The sequence below is a fragment of the Enterobacter sp. E12 genome (assembly GCF_014596715.2).
Taxonomy (GTDB): domain Bacteria; phylum Pseudomonadota; class Gammaproteobacteria; order Enterobacterales; family Enterobacteriaceae; genus Enterobacter; species Enterobacter bugandensis.
This window is the reverse complement of record NZ_CP115601.1, coordinates 2,425,584-2,448,726: the sequence shown is the minus strand read 5'-3', so window position 1 is coordinate 2,448,726 and position 23,143 is coordinate 2,425,584. Positions and strand designations below refer to the sequence as shown.

Below are 23,143 nucleotides of genomic sequence, written 5' to 3'. Positions count from 1 at the left end.
AGGGAAAATGTATAGCATTAATTCTGACCCTGTCGCGAATTATTCTCTTACGTGTTTAACCCTTAAGGGGTATTCAAACGCGGCAGCGGTGACTATTAAGGGGGCGACGTCAGGCGACCTTGATTTGACGCAAAAAAAACAGGGGCTTTAATGTTAGTTTGCGGCGCGAAGTCTTATCAGATAACGAGGACAACAATGGACGTCAGCCGCAGACAATTTTTCAAAATCTGCGCGGGCGGTATGGCCGGAACCACAGCCGCAATGCTGGGATTTGCTCCCAAAATGGCGCTGGCTCAGGCACGCAACTATAAGCTGCTGCGTGCGAAAGAGATCCGTAACACCTGCACATACTGCTCCGTGGGTTGTGGGCTATTGATGTATAGCCTGGGCGATGGCGCGAAGAACGCCAGAGAAGCGATTTACCATATTGAAGGGGATCCGGATCATCCGGTGAGCCGTGGGGCGCTGTGCCCGAAAGGGGCGGGACTGCTGGACTATGTCCACAGCGAAAACCGCCTCCGCTACCCGGAATACCGCGCGCCGGGCTCCGACAAATGGCAGCGTATCTCCTGGGATGAGGCGTTCTCCCGTATTGCAAAACTGATGAAAGCCGACCGTGACGCCAACTTTATTGAAAAGAACGAGCAGGGCGTGACGGTCAACCGCTGGCTCTCTACCGGGATGCTGTGTGCATCTGCGGCAAGCAATGAAACCGGCATGCTGACGCAAAAATTTGTGCGCTCTCTCGGCATGCTGGCGGTAGACAACCAGGCGCGCGTCTGACACGGACCAACGGTAGCAAGTCTTGCTCCAACATTTGGTCGCGGTGCGATGACCAACCACTGGGTTGATATTAAAAACGCAAACGTCGTGGTGGTGATGGGCGGTAACGCCGCTGAAGCCCATCCGGTGGGATTCCGCTGGGCGATGGAAGCGAAAAACAACAACGATGCGACGCTCATCGTCGTCGATCCGCGCTTTACGCGTACGGCATCGGTGGCGGATATCTATGCGCCGATCCGCTCCGGTACGGACATTACGTTCCTCTCCGGCGTGCTGCTGTACCTGATCGAAAACAACAAAATTAACGCGGACTACGTTAAGCATTACACCAACGCGAACCTGCTGGTGCGGGATGATTTTGCCTTCGATGACGGGCTGTTCAGCGGCTATGACGCTGAAAAACGCCAGTACGACAAAACGTCCTGGAACTATCAGTTCGATGAAAACGGCTATGCGATGCGGGATGAAACGCTCACGCATCCGCGCTGCGTGTGGAACCTGCTGAAGCAGCACGTTTCCCGCTATACGCCGGACGTGGTGGAGAACATCTGCGGCACGCCGAAAACGGACTTCCTGAAGGTGTGCGAGGTGCTGGCCTCCACCAGCGCCGCTGACAGAACCACCACGTTCCTGTATGCGCTGGGCTGGACGCAGCACACCGTGGGCGCGCAGAACATCCGTACCATGGCGATGATCCAGCTGCTGCTCGGCAACATGGGGATGGCCGGTGGCGGCGTGAACGCTCTTCGAGGCCACTCTAACATTCAGGGCTTAACCGATCTCGGTCTGCTCTCCACCAGCCTGCCGGGCTACCTGACGCTGCCGTCGGAAAAGCAGGCCAGTCTGCAAGCGTATCTTGAAGCTAATACGCCAAAAGCAACGCTGCCGGACCAGGTGAACTACTGGAGCAACTATCCGAAGTTCTACGTCAGCCTGATGAAATCCTTCTACGGCGACGCGGCGCAGAAGGAGAATGACTGGGGCTTTGAGTGGCTGCCCAAGTGGGATCAGGCTTACGACGTCATCAAGTATTTCAACATGATGGATAAGGGCGACGTCACCGGTTATATCTGCCAGGGCTTTAACCCGGTGGCGTCATTCCCGGATAAAAACAAAGTCGTGCGCAGCCTGAGCAAGCTGAAGTACATGGTGGTTATCGATCCGCTGGTGACCGAGACCTCCACCTTCTGGCAGAACCACGGGGAATCCAACGATGTCGATCCGGCGTCGATTCAGACCGAAGTGTTCCGCCTGCCGTCCACCTGCTTTGCGGAAGAGGACGGCTCTATTGCCAACTCCGGCCGCTGGCTGCAATGGCACTGGAAAGGGCAGGATGCACCGGGCGAAGCGCGTAACGACGGCGAAATTCTGGCCGGCATTTATCATCGTCTGCGCGAAATGTACCGCACCGAAGGCGGCAAAGGCGCGGAGCCGCTGCTGAAGATGAGCTGGCACTACAAGCAGCCGGATCGTCCTGAGTCTGAGGAAGTCGCGAAAGAGAACAACGGCGTGGCGCTGGCGGATCTCTATGACGCCAACGGCAGCCTGGTGGCGAAGAAAGGCCAGCTGCTGAACAGCTTTGCGCTGCTGCGTGACGACGGTACCACGGCATCGTCCTGCTGGATCTACACCGGCAGCTGGACGGAGCAGGGTAACCAGATGGCGAACCGCGATAACGCTGACCCGTCAGGCCTGGGCAACACGCTGGGCTGGGCATGGGCGTGGCCGCTGAACCGTCGCGTGCTGTACAACCGCGCGTCCGCCGACGTGAACGGCAAGCCGTGGGATCCGAAAAGGATGCTGATCCAGTGGAACGGGGCGAAGTGGACGGGGAACGACATTCCGGATTACAACACCGCCGCGCCGGGCAGCAACACCGGGCCATTCATCATGCAGCCGGAAGGGCTGGGGCGCCTGTTCGCCCTCAACAAGCTGGCAGAAGGGCCATTCCCGGAACACTACGAGCCGATGGAAACGCCGCTGGGGACCAACCCGCTGCACCCGAATGTGGTCTCAAGCCCGGTGGTGCGCATCTACGAAGAGGACGTGCTGCGCTTAGGCAAAAAGGACAAATTCCCGTACGTGGGGACGACCTACCGCCTGACCGAGCATTTCCACACCTGGACCAAGCACGCGCGGCTTAATGCCATCGCGCAGCCGGAACAGTTTGTGGAGATAAGCGAAACGCTGGCTAAGGCGAAAGGCATTGCCAACGGCGATCGCGTGAAGGTTAGCAGCAAGCGCGGCTTTATTCGCGCCGTGGCGGTGGTGACCCGTCGTTTGCAACGTCTGAACGTGCACGGTCAACAGGTGGAAACCATCGGTATTCCGCTGCACTGGGGCTTTGAAGGGGTGGCGCAGAAAGGCTATATCGCCAACACCCTGACGCCAAACGTCGGCGATTCCAACTCGCAAACGCCGGAGTACAAAGCGTTTCTGGTCAACATCGAGAAAGCGTAAGGAGCGATTAAATGGCGATGGAAACACAAGACATTATTAAACGCTCCGCGACTAACCCGATTACCCCCGCGCCTCGCGCGCGGGACTACAAGGCAGAAGTCGCCAAGCTTATCGACGTCTCCTCCTGCGTGGGCTGTAAGGCCTGCCAGGTGGCCTGTTCGGAGTGGAACGATATCCGCGACGAGGTGGGGCACTGCGTCGGGTTCTACGATAACCCGGCGGATCTGAGCGCCAAATCCTGGACGGTGATGCGCTTTAGCGAAACCGACCAGAACGGCAGGCTGGAGTGGCTGATCCGCAAGGACGGCTGTATGCACTGTGAAGATCCGGGCTGCCTGAAGGCGTGTCCGTCTGCCGGTGCGATAATTCAGTACGCCAACGGGATCGTCGACTTCCAGCAGGATAACTGCATCGGCTGCGGCTACTGCATCGCGGGCTGTCCATTTAATATCCCACGCCTCAATAAAGAGGATAACCGGGTATACAAATGCACCCTGTGCGTGGACCGCGTCAGCGTCGGGCAGGAGCCTGCCTGCGTGAAGACCTGTCCGACCGGTGCGATCCACTTCGGCACCAAAAAAGAGATGCTCGACGTGGCGCAAGAGCGCGTGGACAAGCTGAAAGCGCGCGGCTACGACAAGGCGGGCATTTACAACCCGCAGGGCGTGGGCGGCACGCACGTGATGTATGTGCTGCATCACAATGACCAGCCGGAGCTGTATCACAACCTGCCGAAAGAGCCGGCGATCGATACCTCCATCAACCTGTGGAAAGGGGCGCTTAAACCGCTCTCAGCGGCGGGCTTTATCGCCACCTTTGCGGGGCTGATTTATCACTACATCGGTATCGGGCCGAATAAAGAGGTGGATGACGACGAGGAGGAGCATCATGAGTAAGTCGAAAATGATAGTGCGCACCAAATTTGTCGATCGCGCCTGTCACTGGACGGTGGTCATTTGCTTCTTCCTGGTGGCGGTATCCGGCATTTCGTTCTTTTTCCCGACGCTACAGTGGCTTACGGAAACCTTCGGGACGCCGCAGATGGGGCGCATTCTGCATCCGTTCTTCGGCGTGCTGATTTTCGTGGTGCTGATGTTTATGTTCGTGCGCTTTGTCCATCACAATATTCCGGACAAGCAGGACATCCCGTGGGTGAAAGGGATTGTCGAAGTCCTCAAGGGTAACGAGCATAAAGTCGCGAAGGTGGGGAAATACAATGCCGGACAGAAGATGATGTTCTGGACCATCATGAGCATGATTTTTGTGCTGCTGGTGACCGGCGTGATGATCTGGCGTCCGTATTTTGCACACTACTTCCCGATTCAGGTGATTCGCTATGCGCTGCTCATCCACGCCACGTCAGCCATCATTCTGATCCACGCCATCCTGATCCATATGTATATGGCGTTCTGGGTGAAAGGGTCGATTAAAGGGATGATTGAAGGGAAGGTGAGCCGCCGCTGGGCGCAGAAACACCACCCGCGCTGGTACCGTGATGTGGAGCGACTGGAAGCAAAACAGGAAAGCACGGAAGGGATGAAGTAAGACCTGCGCCGTCGGCTTTGCCCGGCGGCGCTGCGCTTGCGCGAGCCTACGTTATGTATTTGTCACTAGCGCATCTATCGCCGCGATAACAGTACTTCTCGCGCAGCGAAGGTTGCATACAAAATTTTTATTATGTAGTTTCTTTTTCTCCACGTGTGTTATGCCAGCGGTATTAAGAAAATATCGCTGAAAATCAATATTTATTAACGGTGCCGCGGCGTTGACATGGCCACGTAAATAGTTGTGGTAACTTAATGGAATAATCAGTCTTGTTGATAAATCATCATAATAGTCATGTTGAATTATCATAAAATAAGGCTGGTAGTCCCGTGTTCTCCCTGAAGGGTTACGGTAAACGTCAAACTGAAAGCACATTAAATCCCTCCAAAGAAAGGATCGTCTGATAATAGTCCCGCTTTAGCCGTAAAATCATTCATGGCTCTTATGAACTCTTTATCTTGCTGATGCTGTCGTCTTTGCGCCGCTGGTGTCTGGGCATTTCGGGAGGCGCCACTCGGCACGCTCTCCCTTCTGCCATAGTCTTTGCTTCGATTTGGTTTCATCACTATCTCCTTTGTTGGTGCGGTCATTATCAACCGCCGCCAACAAAAAACAATACTGTATCCCCTGGTAATCTATATTCTGCGAGCCGCCTTCCAGTTATATCAGAACCGCTCCTCAACATACCGGAACGGGTATTTCGTGGGTTTAACTTTGCCGATTTTGCGCTTCGGTAAATCCACCTTGTCGACGTGAATTTCTTTATGCGGGATCTGCGAAAGCAGATGCGAAATAATATTCAGACGCACGCGTTTTTTATCTTCAGAACGCGCGACAAACCACGGTGCCCAGGCGGTGTCAGTGGCTTCAAACATGGCGTCGCGCGCGCGGGTGTACTCGTCCCAGAGGTTAAAGGATTTAATATCCATCGGCGACAGCTTCCAGATCTTACGCCCATCGTTAATGCGGTCGCGCAGGCGCCGCTCCTGCTCTTTCGGCGTTACCTCCAGCCAGTACTTCAGCAGGATAATTCCGGCATCGACCATCGCTTTTTCCATGACCGGCGCGCCGTCCAAAAATTTCTCCGCCTGTTCCTCCGTGCAGAACCCCATCACCCGCTCCACGCCCGCGCGGTTATACCAGCTGCGATCGAAGATCACGATTTCACCCGCCGAGGGCAGGTGGGGCACATAGCGTTGAAAGTAGAGCTGGCTTTTCTCTTTATCCGTTGGGGCAGGAAGCGCAACAACGCGAAACACGCGTGGGCTGACGCGCTCGGTGATCGCTTTAATGGTGCCGCCTTTGCCGGCGCCATCGCGTCCTTCAAAAACAATACACACCTTCAATCCTTTGGCGACGACCCACTGCTGGAGCTTAACCAGTTCGACGTGCAGGCGGCGGAGCTCTTTTTCATACTCTTTGGTCTTAAGGGGGGCATTCGATACGACATCAACAGCGACAGGGGTTTTCTTTTTGCTTCCCATGATTGTCATCCTCAGGTTGTCCGGCGTGGAAAAAGCGAGGCCGCACTATGAAGTGTAATCCACCTGAATTAATGGATTAACGTGTCAGCCAGCTGATTTGAACTGGCTCACCATACAAGATTATTTAATAATGCCCTCGCGAATGATTAACCGGTGGTTGAGGCATGAAAAAGACAATATTTTCGTTGGCGCTTGGCACATTTGGCCTGGGTATGGCTGAATTTGGCATTATGGGGGTGTTAACCGAGCTGGCGCACGACACCGGTATTTCGATTCCCTCCGCCGGGAATATGATCTCGTTTTATGCCTTCGGCGTGGTGATTGGCGCGCCGATTGTGGCGCTGTTCTCCGGCAAGTTCTCGTTAAAAACGACGCTGCTGTTTCTGGTTGCCATGTGCGCAGTCGGAAATGCCCTGTTTACGTTTTCAACGTCATATTTCTGGCTGGCGTTGGGGCGCTTGATCTCCGGTTTTCCGCACGGGGCCATTTTTGGCGTCGGGGCGATTATCCTCTCTAAAATTGCGCCACCCGGTAGGGTGACGGTCGCGGTGGCCGGGATGATCGCCGGGATGACCGTGGCCAACCTGGTGGGCGTCCCGCTCGGCACCTGGCTGGGGCACCAGTTCAGTTGGCGTTATACCTTTTTCCTGATAGCCCTGTTCGATGCGCTGGTGATCCTCTCGGTGCTGCTCTGGGTGCCGGACATCCATGACAAATCAGAAATCAAATTGTCCGAGCAGTTTCAGTTCCTGAAGAAACCGGAACCCTGGCTGATTTTTGCCGCCACCATGTTTGGCAATGCTGGCGTGTTCGCGTGGTTCAGCTTCGTTAAGCCGTTTATGGTCAACGTTTCTGGCTTTTCCGAAGGGATGATGACGGCCATTATGATGCTGATGGGCCTTGGCATGGTGTTGGGCAATCTGCTGAGTGGCAAACTCTCGGGGCGCTTTAGCCCGCTGCGCATTGCGGCCATCACCGATATGGTGATTGTCGCCTCGCTGCTGCTGCTTTTCGCCCTGGGCGAACTGAAAACGGCCTCGCTGGTGATGGGCTTTATCTGCTGTGCCGGGCTGTTTGCGCTCTCTGCACCGCTGCAAATTTTGCTTCTGCAAAATGCGAAGGGCGGTGAGATGCTGGGGGCAGCCGGAGGGCAGATGGCGTTTAATCTCGGCAGCGCGATCGGGGCGTACTTTGGTGGGATGATGATTACCCTCGGCTTTAGCTGGCGCTACGTCACGCTGCCTGCGGCGTTCCTCTCGTTCTCGGCCATGAGCGCGCTGTTGATCTACGGTTACCTGCGGGCCAGACAGGCTCAGGCTAACGCTCGCGCGCTAGCCTGATTGCATTCAGGCAAGCCAGGGCTCACCCAGCGTCAGCATCAGGCGGTTGGCCCAGGCGAAGAACGCAGCGGACTGCACCAGGTCAAGCTGCGCCAGGGTATCAAGCCCCTCTTTTTCCAGTGCGGCAAGGTGCAGCGGCGTGGCGGCAGGCGGGGTAACCGACAGCGCTGCCGCAAAATTAATTTCCGCCTGCCAGCGCGCAGATTGCCCCTCGCTCAGGGAGCGTCCCGGACGTACGGCCAGCAGGGCCTCTACCGCCGCGTCATCCTTTGACAGCTGGCTGGCTTTGCGCGCATGGACAGAGGCGCAGTAGATGCAGCCGTTAATTTTACTGGCTACCGTTGCGGCCAGCTCGCGCTCGGCGCGCGGCAATCCCCCCGGCGTATAAAAAATTCCTTTATCCGTTAGCGTGCGCTGTTCAAGCACCGGCAGGTTGCGCCCCAGCAGGCGGAAGTAGTCGGAATCGGTATGGCCAAATTTCGCCAGAACGGCAACCTCGTCATCACGGAAGTCCGCCAGCGGTTTGGCGTCGATCCACGGCTCCCAGCCCAGCTCCTGCTGGGTGAACGCGACGGGAGCCGTCTTCCCGGAGACCGTGGTTGCGGTTGTATGCCAGATGCCTGCCGCCACCGGCGCATCGCTTGCCACCACCGGCTTGTCATTTAGCAGCCGCAGCCCGGCGACGAGTCGGCTCTGAAAGCTGACAAACGCGATAAGCTGCGCCAGGGTAACAATGCCTTCCTTGCTCCAGCCCGCCCGGGTCAGCGCCGTCAACGCGGACGGCGTGGCTTCGACGGGAGAGAACGTCAGCAGGCGCGCGAAGTGCAGCGCCGGGGTCAGGCGTTCGGATGTAGGGTCGGCCAGGCCAAACCCCGCATAGTGCGCGGCCAGCGCCTCCGCGTTGTGCCACCTGGCGACTTTTGCCGCGACGGCGAACCGCTCGTCCAGCGCAAAATCGCTATCCTGCTGGGTAAATAAGATTTCGTAGCTGCCCTGTGCGTGGCGCGTGGCGGCGTCCCGCGTGGCGCGCGCCTCTGCCAGAGGGGAACCGGGTTTAATTTCCGCCAGCTCGGCGAGAATGTCGTGACTTAATGACATAGGTGTCTCCTCAAAGGATGTGGGGGGCAATCCGTTCGGCGATCAGTTCGATGGAGCGCAGCGTGTCGCGATGGGTAGGCTCAACCGAATGGACCTGGAATGAGATGTCCGTGGCGCGCCGGAGAACGGAATCAGCCTGCAGCGAATGCAGCACCGTCTCTGGCGAACCGATATGGGCGTCGAACTGGCGACGAAAATCTGTGACGGTGTCACCTTTAACCGCGTGTCCGGCAGCGCGATGCTGCTGGGCCTGCCTGGTAAGACCCGGCGTGGCGACCTTCAGCGCGTAGTCATCGCTGTCGGCGACGAACGACGTGCGGGAGGCCAGAATACGCGGCGCAATGCCCGCAGGCAGTGCCTCAAGGTAGGCATCCACAATCGGGTTCTGGATCGCGTCGAGCGTTAAATCCAACTGGTCTGCCGGGCGCGGCTGCGTGCGGGAGAGCATCAAACCGTGTCCGGCCCGCGCGGCGCGAACGGCACCGTCGACGGAAAAGGTGGCAATCCAGATCCGTTCAGCCAGTTGTGGCGCTGGCGGGTAAAGGTGATTATCCGGATGGGTGAGCGAATCCCCGCGCCAGGCGCTCTGGATCACATGCAAATAGTCAGCAAAGGCCGCGCCGCGCTGTTCAAACGTCAGTCCGAACGGCAGGAATGAGGTCGGCGTGCCGCCCGAACCAAAACCGACTTCGAGACGCCCATCGGCGAGTAAATCCAGCACCGCCGCATCTTCCGCCACGCGCAGCGGGTTTTCCATCGGCAGGGTAATGATGGCCGTGCCCAGGCGGATGGTTTCGGTATGCGCCGCAACGTGGGCCAGAAACAGCAGCGGCGACGGCAGGCCGCCTTCACTTTCGTGGAAGTGGTGCTGCGCGATCCAGGCGCTGTCAAAACCGTGGCGTTCGGCGTGGCGGATCTGTTCGGTTGCCAGACGATAGCGTTCCTTCGGCGTGGCGTCGTCAAGCAGGCGGGTGAAAAATCCCAGGCGTTTTCGCGTCATGCGAACTCCTCCGTAGCGGGTGAAAAATGGGGAATGGCGGCAATCAGCTCGCGGGTATAGTCGTTCTGTGGCGACGTGAATAAGGTCTCGACGTCACCGTGTTCGACCACCTGACCGCTGCGCAGCACCGTGACGCTGTGGGCGATCCGGCGGACGGTAGAGAGATCGTGCGTGATGAACAGGTAGGTCAATCCCAGTTGCTGCTGCAGCTGCTGAAGCAGTGCCAGAATCTGCGCCTGTACGGTGACGTCCAGCGCGGAGGTGGCCTCGTCCAGCACCAGAATAGTCGGCTCCAGAATCAGCGCCCGGGCGATGGCTACGCGCTGGCGTTGCCCGCCTGAAAGCTCCCGGGCGGTGCGGCTCAGGAGTTCGACGGGCAGGGCAACCCGCTGCGCCACGGTCTCCACCCGGAGCTTGCGCTCCGCCTTGCTGAGGCGAGCAAAGTTCTTCAGCGGCTCTTCGATGATGTCAAACAGGGTTTGACGCGGGTCGAGAGAGGCGAACGGGTTCTGGTAGACAAACTGGATCTTCTGGCGCAGCTGACGACGAGCCTCGCGACTGAGCGTGGTGGCATCAATATCATCAATAATGACCTGTCCGCTGTCCGCCTGTTCAAAACCCAGCAAAATACGGGCGAGGGTGGTTTTCCCGGAGCCGGATTCACCGACCAGCGCATGCGTGCTGCCGCGCCTGACGTCAAACGTCACCCGATCCAGCGCCTGAAGGTGATGACCTTTGCCCAGCGAGAACCGTTTGCTGATGGCGCGGGCGCGAATGGCCGGTGACGCCAGCGGAAGGCCAGCTACCGGGGCGATGGTCAGGCGCTGGCCCTGGAGATCGCTCAGTAGCTGACGGGTATAGGCATGCTGCGGCGTGCGGACAATGTCGGCGGTGTCGCCGTGCTCCTGAACCTCACCGTTGCGAAACACCAGCAGCCTGTCCGCGCGCTGGGCAGCCAGCGCCAGATCGTGGGTGACAAACAGAACCGCAGTACCCGATTCCCGACGCAGGATATCCAGCAGATCGAGAATGCGTTTTTGCACCGTCACGTCCAGCGCGCTGGTGGGCTCATCGGCAACGATCACGTCCGGGCGCAGGGCGATGGCGATGGCAATCAGCACGCGCTGTTTCATCCCGCCGGAGAGCTGATGCGGATACTGCTTCATGCGCTGTTCGGGATGGCTCAGGCCGACCTTTGTCAGCAGGGCGAGCACCTGCTCGTCGCGCTGGAGTGCCGTTACCTTTTGGTGCTGCTGAATAATTTCCCCGACCTGTACGCCGATCGTCTTCACCGGGTTGAGTGAATTACCTGGATCCTGCGGAACCAGGCTGATTCGCGCGCCGCGAAGGGTATCGAGACGCTTCGCTGACCACCGGCTAATCTCCTCGCCGTTGAGCACGATTTTCCCGGCATCGCGTCGGGCGTTATCCGCCAGCAGACCGATAATCGCCTGTGCCGTGGTGGTTTTACCTGAGCCGGATTCGCCGACAAAGGCCAGCATTTCCCCCCGCCGGAGGGTGAAGCTGACGTTATGCACCACCTCGCGCCACTGGCGCGCGGTACGGTAGCTGATGGTCAGGTTTTCTACCGAGAGTACGGTCATTTCAGGCCTCCGCTGAACTGCTGGCTGATACGGTTGGTGGCAAGCACGACGGCGATGACGACCACGCCGGGGAAGGTAGTTAACCACCAGGCGGTAGAGAGATAGTTACGACCTTCGGCAATCAATAAGCCCCATTCCGGCACGGGCGGCGGGGTGCCGTAGCCGAGAAAGCTCAGCGTGGAGAGGGCCAGAATGGTCTGACCAAACTGCAGCGTGGCAAAGGCGAGGACGGCGGTTAAGGCGTTGGGCAGTATGTGTCGCCACAGGACCGCCAGGAACGTCCCGCCGCTGCCAAACGCCGCCTCGACATAATCCGTATGGCGGATGCGCACCACTTCACCGCGCGCGAGGCGGGCGAAGCTGGCGATGGAGGCCACGCCGACGGCAATGGCGGCGTTAACGGTGCCAAACCCGAGCAGAATAATGACCGTCAGCGAGAGCAGCAGAGACGGAATGGACAACAGCACATCGACAAAACGCATCAGGAAAGATTCGACGCGTCCAGCGAACGCGCCGGCGATCACCCCCAGACCGGTGCCCACCACCAGCCCCATCGTGACGGCAGCGAGCGCTGCGCTCAGGGAGTGGGACGCACCATACACAATGCGGGTGTAAACATCGCGGCCAAGCTGATCGGTGCCGAGCCAGTGGCCCGCCTGCGGTGCCAGACGTTGCGCTCCTGCGATGCCCTCAATCGGGCTGTAGTGGGTTAACAGGCCGGGGGCTACGGCAGCAAAAATCGCGAGAATAATCACCGCCCACGCCAGCCACAGTCCCGGCTGCCACGCGACGCCCTGCCAGCCGGGAACGCGTTTTCGCGCGGCGGCAGCGTATTCGACCAGGCTCATGATGCACCTCCGGTAACGGTTTGCAGACGGGGATCCAGCAGCGGCATCAGCAGGTCCACCAGCAGATTGATCAGGACAAAGCCGAGAGCGGAAATCATGACCACCGCCTGAAGCACGGCGATGTCCTGGTTGTTCACCGCCTGCTGGGTCAGCTGCCCGAGCCCGATGCGGCCAAATACGGTTTCGGTGATCAGCGCTCCGGCAATCAGTTCGCCCAGCAGCAGCCCGGCAATATTGAGTACCGGCAGCAGCGCGTTGCCGGTGACGTGGCGCCACAGGACGGCGGTTTCACTCAGCCCTTTGGCGCGGGCGACGGCGACAAACGGCTGCGTCGCCACCTGGTCCAGGCTGCGCATCAGAATTTGCGCCAGCGGGGCGGAGATCGGGATCGCGACGGTCACGATCGGCAGGATCAGCCCCTGCAGCGGCGTCGGATTAATCACCGGGATCAGCCGCAACTGAAAAGAAAAAAGCTGAATGAGGGCAATCCCCAGCCAGAACGTGGGTAAGGAGATAAACAGAACCGGCAGAGACTGGAGGGTATTACTCAGCCAGCGCAGACCCGGCAGACGCGACGCAAAGGCCAGCGCAAACGCCAACAGGACCGCGAGTAAAAAGGCGGGCAGGGCGAGGCTCAGGGTATCCGGCAGATTGCTGGCAATCAGCTCGCTGACCGGCACCCCTGCCTGTAATGAATAGCCGAAATCTCCGCGCAGCATCGCCAGCAGCGTGTGGCCGTATTGCTGCCACAGCGGGCTGTCCGCGCCGTAGGCCACGCGCATCTCCTCAATTTGCGCCGGGCTTAGGCCCAGGTCCGGGTTCTGAAATTTAATCAGCACCGCGTCGCCAGGCAGTACCTGGAGCAACACGAACGAGAGGGTAAAGGCGGCCCACAGCACCAGCAGCCCGTGCCCAAGACGTTGAAGAAGTGCGTGGCGCATCGTCAGCTCCTCAGTGTTTCTCAATCCAAGCGCCGTAGAACGACGGGCGGCCGACCGCTTCAAAATTGACGCCTTTTAGCCACGGCGCACCGGCAAAGACCTGTGGCTCCTCGAAAATCGGAATGACATAGGCGTTATCCAGCAGGTAGCGCTGGGCATCGCCGGTCAGCTGCAGGCGTTTTTGCGGATCGACTTCTGAGGAGATATTTACCAGCAGCGCATTCAGCTTGTCGTCACGGAAGTTTTTGACCTTGTCGCTGGAGCCGCCTTTTTGCAGCAGCGCGTCGCGGTTAGCGGGGTAGAACATGCTTTTCACTACGTCCGGATCGGCGCGGCCCACTTCGGAGACGGTTAACGGGGTTTTCTGTGGATCAAGGTTATCCAGCGTGCGGCTGCCTGCGTCACCGGCTTTTACGTTCAGCACTACGCCCACCTGACGCCACTGCTGAGCAACCAGCTGCAGCACCTCTTTGTTTTGCGGCTGCGGCAGAGATTCATATACCGTCAGCGCCAGCCGCTGGCCGTCTTTGGCGCGGATCCCGTCGCTGCCCGCTTTCCAGCCCGCCTCGTCCAGCAGCTGGTTGGCTTTTGCCGGGTCAAAGGTCAATTTGTCGCTGAGATCGACAAAGCCTGCGGCGGAATCGGCAATCACCGACTTCGCCTGCGGATAGTTGGCCGAGAAGAGGGTCTCGACCACCTGCTTTGCATTCGTGGCATGCAGCAGCGCCTGGCGCACGCGAATATCGGAGACCAGCGGGTTATCCGGGCGGAAGCTGATACTGTCGTTCACCCCGCGCGTTGGGGCAGCGTAGATTTTATAGCCCTGGTCTGTCGCCTGCTTTTCGTCATACGCCTGCACCTGGCGAATAAAGTCGGCCTGGCCTGCCAGCAGGGCACCGACGCGCACGCTGTCCTCCTGGGTGACGATAAACTTGATGCCGTCCAGATTGGCTGGACCCTGTTGCGCCAGATTTTTGGGTCCCCACTGGTAATCTTTGCGGGCTTCGAGCGTCACTTCGCGGCCGAGCTTCTCGTCCTTCACCACAAACGGGCCGGAGCCAATGATATGCCGGGCATCCCCCAGCTCTTCAAAGTTGCGCTTCAGCGTGCTGAGCGAGACCAGACCCGACCCAATCGTGGCGGTGCCCTGCAGGAACCCCGGCGACGGTTTTTTGAAGTAAAACTTCACGGTCAGCGGGTCGACCACTTCGCTGCGATCGTAGTTATTGATCACTTCTGACACCGGCAGGCGCTGCGCCTTGTTGCCCAAACCGTAGGTGTCAAAGTTTTTTGCTACGGCGTTGGCATCCAGCGGCGTGCCGTCGGAGAAAGTGATCCCCGGGCGAATTTTGAAGGTGTATTCGGTTTTATCAGCGTTGGTGGTCCAGCTTTCGGCCACCCACGGTTCGACCTGCAGCGTCTTTGGGTTTTGCCACGTCAGCTTGTCGGTGATCTGGTTCAGAATGCCGCCGTTCGGGTAGAAGCCGCCGGCAGGCGGATAGAGGTTGGTGTGCGCCTGTTGTTCCAGATAAATCAGCGTGCCGCCTTTGACCGGCGCATCGGCGGACCAGGCGGCGGTGGTCGTCAGAATCAGCGCCGTCAGCAGAGGCAGACGAAATGGGGTTTGCATGGTGAATTCCTTTGTTATCTTCTTGTTAGCGTCGGATTCATCATCGGGCGCGGGGGAAAACAAGGGAACAAAGGAATTAAGATAAGGATTGCCGGAAACTGAAAATAAAAACGCCCCGTCAGCGGGGCGATGGCGGGGGCCTAAACGAATTTCGCCAGCGGGTCCGCGGCGGCAAACGCGACCGTTTTGTCTGCTAATGGCGGATAGATCAGCTCATTAGTGATGGCGATTTTGATCTTCTTCGCCTCGTCGCGGACGGATTTGACGGCCTGATCCCAGCCCTCGGTATAAACCGCACCCCACGCGCCTAAATCCAGGCAGGTAACATAGTTCACCTGACGATAAGGGTAAGGAGTAACGTTCAGCAGGCTGGCGGCAGCGTTATGACCGGCAAATTTCCCTAGCTGGATCGCGTGCTGGCAGGTCATCAGCGCCGTGTTGCCCGCATCGTCTGTTTTGGCGTGAGCCATATCGCCGGTGGCATAGACGTCAGGAAGTGCGGGGACATGCAACGTCTCTGTCACAACCAGGCGGCCCTGGCTATCGCGTTCACCGTCTATCTGCAGGCTGAGAGGATTTGCCTCGACGCCTGCGGTCCAGACGACGGTCGCAGCAGCAATACGTTCACCATTTTTCAGCGTTACGCCGTGAGCATCAATGGCTTCAACTTCACTCTTCAGCCGCCATTCGACGCCGAGCGCCTCACTCGCCTCTGCAATTGTTTTACGCAATGCGTCGCTATAACGGCCGCCAATGACTGGCCCTCTCTCAACTACGACTATTTTAATCTCTGTATTGTCGCCAAAACGGGCACGCAGTCGGGCAGGTAGCTCCGTTGCCAGCTCGATGCCGGTAAAGCCGCCTCCGCAGACTACCACGGTGTTGCGCTCGGGCGTGGAGGGACGTAACGCCAGTGAATCAAGGTGGCGCTCAAATACCTGTGCGGATTCCAGCTGGTCGATGTCAAAGGCATAGTCAGCCAGGCCGGCAATCGGTGGGCGTTTGGTCTGGCTGCCCGTAGCGAGGATCAGCCTATCGTAGGAAGCCGTAGCATGCGCGCCATTGGACATCCGGTATAAAACGGTTTTTGCCGTGGTATCAATTTGTTCCGCGTATCCGGCAATGAATGTGATATCAAGCTCGGCAAACAGGTCAGTCAACGGGGCGACCAGCGTTGACACCTTCTCCTCATAGAAGCGTGGCCGAACGCGGAGTTCGGGTAAGGGGGCCAGAACCGCAATTTCCAGACTGTTATTACCCTGCTGCTCAGAGAGGCGTGCCGCGCTCACGGCTGCCCACATACCCGCAAAACCACTGCCTACGATTAAAATCTGCTTTTTCATATTCGATCCTTTCTCCCGCCAGGCTTCATGCCTGACATAACTGCCACTATACTTGTCGGAGTTAACTCCGACAACTTCTTTCTGAGTTAAAAATCGTTATAATGCTCCGAACACTAATTCGGAGTTAACCATGGCGTTTTACAGTTCCGGTGTGGAATACGGCATTCACAGCCTGATGTGTATGGTGGATGCGAAGGGCAACGAGCGTGAGATGAGCGTCCGGGAGATGGCTGCCTTGCAGGGCGTGCCGTATGACTACCTCGGCAAAATCTTCACACGCCTGTCACGTGCCGGGCTGGTCATCAGTACGGAAGGCAAGGGCGGGGGCTTTAAGCTGGCGCGTCCGGCGGAGCTGATCAGCGTGCTGGATGTGGCGCATGCCATTGACGGCGAGAAAAACATGTTCGAATGTCGTGAAGTGCGCCAGCGGCTGGCCGTGTTTGATGAAGCACCGCCTGCCTGGGCCTGCGACGGCCCGTGCGGAGTACGTTCAGTCATGGATAGCGCGCAGCAGCGGATGGAAGAGGAGCTCGCGCGTCATACTATTCTCGACCTGGCGCGTAAAATGTACCGAAAAGCGCCGGACACCTTCCAGATTGAGGTTCAGGAGTGGATTTCAGTTCGTCGTTCGTCGTAGCAATGAGCCGGGTAAGGCGTAGCCACTACCCGGCAAAAGGTGTTTACGAGCGTAAGTCGATCACCATACGGCCACGGATCTGGCCCTGTTCCATCTCTTTAAAGATGGCGTTGATGTCCTCGATAGGACGCATCGTCACTTTCGGCACTACTTTGCCCTCGGCCGCAAACTGGAAGGCCTCCTGCAGATCCTGACGGGTGCCAACCAGCGAACCTACCACCTGAATACCGTCCAGCACCAGGCGCGGAATGTCCAGGCTCATCGCTTCAGGCGGCAAGCCAACGGCGACCACGCGGCCACCGGCACGCACGGCATCCACCGCCGAGTTGAAGGCCGCTTTTGCGACGGCGGTGACGACTGCGGCATGCGCGCCGCCGGTTTTTTCCTGCACAATCTTAGCGGCATCTTCGCTGCGTGAGTTGATGGTTAAATCCGCACCCATGCTCGCGGCCAGCTTCAGCTGTTCATCGTTAACGTCCAGAGCAATGACTTTGGCATTAAACACGTTTTTGGCGTACTGCAGCGCGAGGTTGCCCAGCCCGCCCAGACCGTAAATCGCGATCCACTGGCCCGGTTTTATACCGGAGATTTTCACCGCTTTGTAGGTGGTGACACCGGCGCAGGTGATGCTGCTGGCCGCCGCCGAATCCAGACCATCCGGCACTTTTACCGCGTAATCCGCGGTGACGATGCACTCTTCCGCCATGCCGCCGTCAACGGAGTAACCGGCGTTTTTCACGTCACGGCACAGGGTTTCGTTACCGGTATTACAGTATTCGCAGTGACCGCATCCTTCAAAGAACCAGGCCACGCTTGCACGGTCGCCGACTTTCAGCGACGTCACGCCAGGGCCGACTTCTTTCACGATACCAATACCTTCATGGCCCAGGATTACCCCGGTTTTATCGCCAAAATCACCGTTTTTCACGTGGAGGTCGGTATGGCATACACCACAGCACTCCATTTTCAGCAGGGCTTCTCCGTGCTTAAGCGGGCGTAAGGTTTTTTCAGTGACATTGACCTGATGATCCTGAGTAACAACAGCAGCCTTCATGTGTATCTCCTTGTTCATGATAAGAATCTGCATAGCAGGTGTAGTACCCCTTAAGGATTAATACATTAGCCTGGTAATGCAAGGCTGCGGCAACATAATGTCATCATTTGATTCGATTTCAGATTAAGAATACGGCGATCCTCTAATAATTTAGGGGGAAAATGCTGGCCCGGCGAGGCGCTCGCCGGGCGCAGATTTACAGCTGGGCTTCAATCTCCTCAATTTCTCTACGCCATTGCGCCTGCAGCTGCGGCTTCTGATGTTTCGGCTTACGCGCCAGATCGTCTTCCAGCAGCGTTTCCAGCGCGATCAGCCGCTCCAGCAGATCGTCGTACGGCGAGGGTTGAACCTCCCCAGCGGTGACGACGGGCGCGGCTGATGTCCCCAGCCCCGCGCTTTCACGCAGCCGGTCAAACACTGCTTCAGCATCGTGCCACTCGCTCAGCCAGCCGTCCTCAATCAGCCAGAAACGGTTACAGCTTTGGCTAATTAACTGGCGATCGTGGCTGACCAGCAGCACGCCGCCTTCGAACTGTTGCAGCGTTTCCGCCAGTGCCTCTTTGCCTTCCATGTCGAGATGGTTGGTGGGCTCATCCAGCATCAGCAGGCTATATCGGGCAAGCGTCAGCCCGACGAACAGCAGGCGAGAGCGCTCGCCGCCGCTGAGCGTGCTGACTTTTTGCCCGTGTCTCGCCCACGGGAACCCGGCGCTGATGAGCGCCATCTTCCTGTTTTGCGGGTCGGGAGCGAAAGGTTCCAGCGCGTCGATCAGCGTGGCGTCATCAGGCAGCTGATGCAGCGTCTGGTCGTAGTAGCCCGGCGAGACGCGCGGATGGATTTTCAGCCCGCTGTCCGTCGGTTCATCCACAAAATGTCGCCAGATAAGCTTCATCAGCGACGATTTACCGCAGCCGTTACGACCGACAATTGCCACGCGATCGCCGCTTTTCAGCCGCGCCGTTTCGATGTTAAACAGCGGCGGTAGCCCGGGCGCAGGCGGGACGCTGAGGTTTTCCATCTCCAGCAGACGGTCCGCCCGCAGCGCGTCGCCGCGCAGGGTTAGCGTCCATGGACTGCCCGCCGTGAGCGCGGTCTGGCTTTCTTTGAGTCGTTCGACCTGTTTTTCCATCTGCTTGGCTTTGCGGGCCAGGTCTTCGTTGTCATAAACCTTACCCCATGTCGCCAGACGTTTGGCGCTGGCGGTCACGCGGTCGATCTCCTTTTGCTCCGCCTTGTGGCGCTGCGCATCGCTTTCGTCTTTTGCTGCAAGCGCTTTACGGGCGGCCGTACAGGGAAGGGCAAAGTAGTGCAGCGTCTTATCACGCAGGATCCAGCTGCCGTTTGTGACGGCATCCAGCAGCTGTCTGTCGTGCGAAACCAGCACGAAGCTGCCTGACCAGTTCTGTAAAAAGTGTTCCAGCCAGAGCATGGTCGGCAGATCCAGGTGGTTGCTGGGTTCATCCAGCAGGAGCAGATCCGGCTCGTGAATCAACGCCCGCGCCAGCAGCAGGCGGGTGTGCTGTCCGCCGCTCAGGGTGGCGGATTGCAGCGTCATATCCTGCGGCGTGAAGCCCATGCTCGCCAGCAGCGTTTCAGCTTTCCAGCGCAGGCTGTCGTGCTCAGCTAAAGGCAGTTGCGCGAGTACGGCATCCAGCATGGTCAGCGGGAAAATGGCGTCCGGGAGATGTTGCTCCACGCGCGCCATCAGGCAGTGCCCGGCCAGCGCTACCGCTCCGGCGGCTGGGATATCTGTTCCGTCCAGCACCTTTAAAAGCGTACTTTTGCCGCAGCCGTTGTCGCCCAGCAGGCCGATGCGGTCGCCTTTTTTCAGCGTAAAGGAGAGTGAGTCGAAGAGCGTGCCAAACGCCGTATCAACGCGTAAAGATTGTGCAGTGAGTAAAGTGCTCATTGTTGCTTACCCAAGAGTTACAGGCATGTTTATGCCTCGTCAAACATCGCTGACGATAACTCAGTAAGCCCGAGAGAAGGGATTTCAGGGGTTGGTGTCTTCGCTCAAGCAGAAGTTATCGCAGCACGATACCGATAACGCTTGAGCTGGTGCGATCACCAAATGTATGTGAAACATTGAAAATTTCACGATACAGCATAATTGGCCTCCTTATATGTTATGAGTTTGTAGGTGACTATCACTATACAACGTTTTCCTGCATATACCAAACAGAGGGGCAGCAGTGCTGCCCAGAATTATTTTTTCCGTATAAGAACATACAGGGCTAGTGTGAGAACTGACGCACTGAATGCGGAAACACCTAAAAAAAGGTACAGAACGAAATCCATGATCAATTCGTCGCCATATATTTTAAAATGCTCCGCAATAGAGTACTGCGCTTCCGGTGGAATAACTTTATATAGTGTGAGTAACGAAAGAAACACTGCCGTACACCATAGCAGTGCCAGTAGTATCACCTTCATTAATAAACCTGCACAACGCCATGAGCAATCATATAGTTTCCCAGTTGCAGCCCTCCCGTTCGTAGCAAGGCTGATGCCAGAACCTTAAAATCGCTCTGACTGTAAAGCGTGATACATCCCTTACTTAATCCAGATGGTCCGATAGGGTGCAATCTGAATTCTCCTCGCCTTATACCGTTCACAAAAGTCTCATCATTTATCAATCCGTCATCGCGATATAAAGCAAACCACTCGCTCCGATTGGAACCCGTGAAAAATGCATTTACACTGTCCTTTGTTTGAGTATACCAACCACCTAATCCACGTAATAGTATGTAATATCGGCCCGGAGGGAGAGGGCCTATGTCGGGTAGAGACGCGCTTTCGGGACGATTTGTTGCATTGCCATTCCCCGAAAATGCTGGGAAAAAGCCCACTCCGGGCACAGACAGTGTTGCGTACTTACCGCCGTTGAGGTGGAAATAGCATTGCAGGAGATTCATGAACGGTCATTCCATGAGTCTGCAAAGATGATATTACCGTCGCAATGTTGCCACGTGATTTTCTCATAACGCAGGGAAACATTTTCTAGATGATTATGTTTTTCCATTGCCGAGTTTTTTACGTCATGCATCAAGGGGCATATTGAGACAACTTTTACGTTCTCCAGGTACATGTTGAAGTATTCGACTTCCTGACCCGCGTCGTCGATCTTGTACCACTTAAACTCGGCACTTTTCAGCGTTTGGCCTTTTGCCACGGCCTTGTATAAGTAAGGGCTAGAACTGTCAAACTCCTTTTCAAATACCAGCGCACTATGAACGCGCGTACCCGTTATTTTTCCTGTCATGTTATCTGTTGGCAGATACAGTCCATGACCGAACCCTAATATCTCGATACTTCCCTCGCGATCTTGTACATCAACAGCGCCTTTGATATCTGCGCCGCCGTCATCTTTAAGCCAAAGGTAAGCCGGAATTGCCATTTCAAAACTCCTTTTTCAATTAATGAATTTAGTGATACGGAACGTTACTAAACCTTTAAAAGAAACTGTTTAATAGGCAAAAAATGTTATGCAAAATATTTATATTTCAATGAGATATGAATTGTTGTCGAAATATTGATTTTTTAAATAATGGTCAGGGGAATACTGTAGAAGCGGCAAAGAAAATAAAGGGAGGAGGGTGTTCACGTTCCCTCTCCCTTTTGAGGAGAGGGAAGGGTCGGAGCCAATTAAATCGAGGTACGGCGATAGCTGCGGTATTCAGGCATCCAGAAGTTATCATCAATAGCCTGCTGCAGCGCGTCGGCAGAGGTTTTCACCGCCACGCCCTGCTGCTGCGCCATTTTACCCACCGCAAACGCGATAGCGCGCGACACCTTGTGAATGTCCTTCAGTTCCGGCAGCACCAGCCCTTCGCCGTTGTTGACCAGCGGCGAATAGCCCGCAAGGGTTTCGCTCGCTGACATCAGCATCTCATCGGTAATGCGGGACGCGCCGGAGGCGATCACGCCCAGACCAATGCCCGGGAAGATATAGGAGTTGTTGCACTGGGCGATCGGATAGGTTTTATCCTTCCATACCACCGGATCGAACGGGCTGCCGGTGGCAACCAGCGCGTTACCTTCGGTCCAGGCGATGATGTCCTGCGGCGTCGCTTCCACGCGGGAGGTCGGGTTAGAAAGCGGCATCACGATAGGGCGCTCGCAGTGCTTGTGCATCTCGCGAATAATCTCTTCGGTGAAGAGACCGGTTTGCCCGGAAACGCCGATCAGAATATCCGGCTTCACGTTGCGCACCACGTCCAGCAGGGAGAGCACTTCGTTGTCGGTGTCCCAGTTCTTCAGGTTCTCGCGCTTCTGCACCAGCTTGGTCTGGAACGGCAGCAGGTTCGGCATGCCGTCGGTCAGCAGGCCGAAACGGTCCACCATAAAGACGCGGGAGCGGGCCAGCTCTTCGCTTAAGCCTTCGCGCTGCGTCTGGGCGATAATCTGCTCGGCGATGCCGCAGCCCGCAGAGCCTGCGCCCAGGAAGACGATTTTCTGGTAGCTCAGCTGGCTGCCGGCTGCGCGGCTGGCGGCGATAAGCGTGCCCACGGTCACCGCTGCGGTGCCCTGGATGTCGTCGTTAAAGGAGCAGATCTCATCGCGATAGCGGTTCAGCAGCGGCATCGCGTTTTTCTGCGCAAAGTCTTCAAACTGCAGCAGAACGTCCGGCCAGCGGTGCTTCACGGCCTGAATGAAATCGTCGACAAACTGATAGTACTCGTCGTCGGTAATACGCGGATGACGCCAGCCCATGTACAGCGGATCGTTCAACAGTTGCTGGTTGTTGGTGCCGACATCCAGCACCACCGGCAGGGTGTACGCCGGGCTGATGCCGCCGCAGGCGGTGTAGAGAGAGAGTTTACCGATTGGGATCCCCATCCCGCCAATGCCCTGGTCGCCGAGGCCGAGAATACGTTCCCCGTCCGTCACCACAATCACTTTAATATTGTGGTTCGGCACGTTCTGCAGAATGTCGTCCATGTTGTGACGGTTCTGATAAGAGATAAAGACGCCGCGTGAGCGACGGTAGATCTCAGAGAAGCGTTCGCACGCCGCACCCACCGTTGGGGTGTAGATCACCGGCATCATCTCTTCGAGATGGTTTTGCACCAGGCGATAGAAGAGGGTTTCGTTGGTGTCCTGGATGTTGCGCAGGTAGATGTGTTTGTCGATCTCGGTTTTGAAGCCCTGATACTGGATCCACGCGCGCTCTGCCTGCTCTTCAATGGTTTCAACCACTTCCGGCAGCAGGCCAAGCAGGTTAAAGCTGCTGCGCTCTTCCATGCTGAAGGCGCTGCCTTTGTTGAGCAGGGGGAATTCGAGTAAAACCGGGCCGGCATAAGGGATATATAAGGAACGATGTTTTTTCAGTTTGTTGTCCATGTCACTCACTCTTTTTTTGAAGATCCGTCCCTG

The 23,143-nt window shown here is 57.2% G+C and carries 20 protein-coding genes; 5 read left to right on the top strand and 15 right to left on the bottom strand.

All coding sequences use genetic code 11. From position 1 onward, the window contains the following. The first annotated feature begins 195 nt into the window (after positions 1 to 195). From fdnG to fdnI, 3 genes are read left to right on the top strand one after another with little or no spacing between them, the layout of a single operon-like run. Positions 196 to 3,243 carry a formate dehydrogenase-N subunit alpha gene (gene fdnG / locus IB212_RS11645; RefSeq protein ID WP_163332284.1) on the top strand — a complete coding sequence of 1,016 codons (3,048 nt, stop codon included), beginning with the start codon at positions 196 to 198 and terminating at the stop codon, positions 3,241 to 3,243. Positions 3,244 to 3,254: 11 nt separating this feature from the next. Beyond that, positions 3,255 to 4,139: a formate dehydrogenase subunit beta gene (fdxH, locus tag IB212_RS11640; protein ID WP_136343321.1), complete on the top strand. Its 885-nt coding sequence runs from the start codon at positions 3,255 to 3,257 to the stop codon at positions 4,137 to 4,139. After that, positions 4,132 to 4,788 carry a formate dehydrogenase-N subunit gamma gene (gene fdnI, locus IB212_RS11635; protein WP_008501728.1) on the top strand — a complete coding sequence of 219 codons (657 nt, stop codon included), beginning with the start codon at positions 4,132 to 4,134 and terminating at the stop codon, positions 4,786 to 4,788. The genes fdxH and fdnI overlap by 8 nt, the downstream gene beginning before the upstream one ends. Positions 4,789 to 4,839: 51 nt before the next feature. Here fdnI and IB212_RS11630 read toward each other — a convergent pair whose 3' ends face one another. From IB212_RS11630 to ppk2, 3 genes are all read right to left on the bottom strand, one after another. Then, positions 4,840 to 5,163, bottom strand: a complete 324-nt coding sequence (locus IB212_RS11630) for a CcdB family protein (protein WP_188245597.1) — start codon at positions 5,161 to 5,163, stop codon at positions 4,840 to 4,842. Next, the gene (locus IB212_RS11625) at positions 5,163 to 5,351 is read right to left on the bottom strand and encodes a hypothetical protein (RefSeq protein WP_188245598.1); all 189 of its coding nucleotides are present in this window, start codon (positions 5,349 to 5,351) and stop codon (positions 5,163 to 5,165) included. Before IB212_RS11625 ends, IB212_RS11630 begins: the two co-directional genes overlap by 1 nt. 102 nt (positions 5,352 to 5,453) lie before the next feature. After that, entirely contained in the window at positions 5,454 to 6,272 is an 819-nt protein-coding gene (gene ppk2, locus IB212_RS11620) for a polyphosphate kinase 2 (protein ID WP_188245599.1), read from the bottom strand. 164 nt (positions 6,273 to 6,436) lie between these two features. Between ppk2 and araJ the strand changes: the two genes are divergently transcribed. Further along, a complete protein-coding gene (araJ, locus tag IB212_RS11615; protein WP_163332286.1) occupies positions 6,437 to 7,612 on the top strand; it encodes an MFS transporter AraJ in 1,176 nt (391 codons plus the stop codon). A gap of 6 nt (positions 7,613 to 7,618) precedes the next feature. Here araJ and IB212_RS11610 read toward each other — a convergent pair whose 3' ends face one another. The 7 genes from IB212_RS11610 to IB212_RS11580 all read right to left on the bottom strand — a co-directional run bounded on the left by IB212_RS11610 (position 7,619) and on the right by IB212_RS11580 (position 16,076). Next, a complete protein-coding gene (locus IB212_RS11610) occupies positions 7,619 to 8,710 on the bottom strand; it encodes an alkylhydroperoxidase domain protein (protein WP_188245600.1) in 1,092 nt (363 codons plus the stop codon). Between the two features lie 10 nt (positions 8,711 to 8,720). After that, the gene (locus IB212_RS11605; RefSeq protein WP_188245601.1) at positions 8,721 to 9,710 is read right to left on the bottom strand and encodes a putative FMN-dependent luciferase-like monooxygenase; all 990 of its coding nucleotides are present in this window, start codon (positions 9,708 to 9,710) and stop codon (positions 8,721 to 8,723) included. Next, on the bottom strand, positions 9,707 to 11,314 hold the full coding sequence (locus IB212_RS11600) for an ABC transporter ATP-binding protein (protein WP_188245602.1): 1,608 nt from the start codon (positions 11,312 to 11,314) through the stop codon (positions 9,707 to 9,709). Before IB212_RS11600 ends, IB212_RS11605 begins: the two co-directional genes overlap by 4 nt. Then, positions 11,311 to 12,162 (bottom strand): ABC transporter permease, encoded by an 852-nt coding sequence (locus tag IB212_RS11595; RefSeq protein WP_188245603.1) that lies wholly within the window; start codon positions 12,160 to 12,162, stop codon positions 11,311 to 11,313. The genes IB212_RS11600 and IB212_RS11595 overlap by 4 nt, the downstream gene beginning before the upstream one ends. After that, complete coding sequence (locus tag IB212_RS11590; RefSeq protein WP_188245604.1) at positions 12,159 to 13,103, bottom strand: ABC transporter permease; 945 nt, start codon at positions 13,101 to 13,103, stop codon at positions 12,159 to 12,161. Before IB212_RS11590 ends, IB212_RS11595 begins: the two co-directional genes overlap by 4 nt. 10 nt (positions 13,104 to 13,113) lie before the next feature. After that, the gene (locus IB212_RS11585) at positions 13,114 to 14,733 is read right to left on the bottom strand and encodes a TIGR04028 family ABC transporter substrate-binding protein (protein ID WP_188245605.1); all 1,620 of its coding nucleotides are present in this window, start codon (positions 14,731 to 14,733) and stop codon (positions 13,114 to 13,116) included. A gap of 140 nt (positions 14,734 to 14,873) precedes the next feature. Next, the gene (locus tag IB212_RS11580) at positions 14,874 to 16,076 is read right to left on the bottom strand and encodes an NAD(P)/FAD-dependent oxidoreductase (protein WP_188245606.1); all 1,203 of its coding nucleotides are present in this window, start codon (positions 16,074 to 16,076) and stop codon (positions 14,874 to 14,876) included. Positions 16,077 to 16,206: 130 nt separating this feature from the next. Here IB212_RS11580 and IB212_RS11575 point away from each other — a divergent pair, with 130 nt between their 5' ends. After that, positions 16,207 to 16,713 (top strand): Rrf2 family transcriptional regulator, encoded by a 507-nt coding sequence (locus tag IB212_RS11575; RefSeq protein WP_041909866.1) that lies wholly within the window; start codon positions 16,207 to 16,209, stop codon positions 16,711 to 16,713. Positions 16,714 to 16,756: 43 nt separating this feature from the next. Here IB212_RS11575 and adhP read toward each other — a convergent pair whose 3' ends face one another. The 5 genes from adhP to IB212_RS11550 all read right to left on the bottom strand — a co-directional run bounded on the left by adhP (position 16,757) and on the right by IB212_RS11550 (position 23,110). After that, positions 16,757 to 17,767 carry an alcohol dehydrogenase AdhP gene (gene adhP, locus IB212_RS11570; RefSeq protein ID WP_041909867.1) on the bottom strand — a complete coding sequence of 337 codons (1,011 nt, stop codon included), beginning with the start codon at positions 17,765 to 17,767 and terminating at the stop codon, positions 16,757 to 16,759. A gap of 196 nt (positions 17,768 to 17,963) precedes the next feature. Next, positions 17,964 to 19,676 carry an ABC-F family ATP-binding cassette domain-containing protein gene (locus IB212_RS11565; RefSeq protein WP_041909868.1) on the bottom strand — a complete coding sequence of 571 codons (1,713 nt, stop codon included), beginning with the start codon at positions 19,674 to 19,676 and terminating at the stop codon, positions 17,964 to 17,966. 523 nt (positions 19,677 to 20,199) lie between these two features. Beyond that, positions 20,200 to 20,682 (bottom strand): DUF2778 domain-containing protein, encoded by a 483-nt coding sequence (locus tag IB212_RS11560; protein WP_071993720.1) that lies wholly within the window; start codon positions 20,680 to 20,682, stop codon positions 20,200 to 20,202. Continuing rightward, the gene (locus IB212_RS11555) at positions 20,679 to 21,164 is read right to left on the bottom strand and encodes an Hcp family type VI secretion system effector (RefSeq protein ID WP_041909869.1); all 486 of its coding nucleotides are present in this window, start codon (positions 21,162 to 21,164) and stop codon (positions 20,679 to 20,681) included. Before IB212_RS11555 ends, IB212_RS11560 begins: the two co-directional genes overlap by 4 nt. A gap of 248 nt (positions 21,165 to 21,412) precedes the next feature. Next, positions 21,413 to 23,110, bottom strand: coding sequence for an NAD-dependent malic enzyme (locus IB212_RS11550; protein WP_028013235.1), 1,698 nt, complete (start codon positions 23,108 to 23,110; stop codon positions 21,413 to 21,415). Between the last annotated feature and the right edge of the window lie 33 nt (positions 23,111 to 23,143).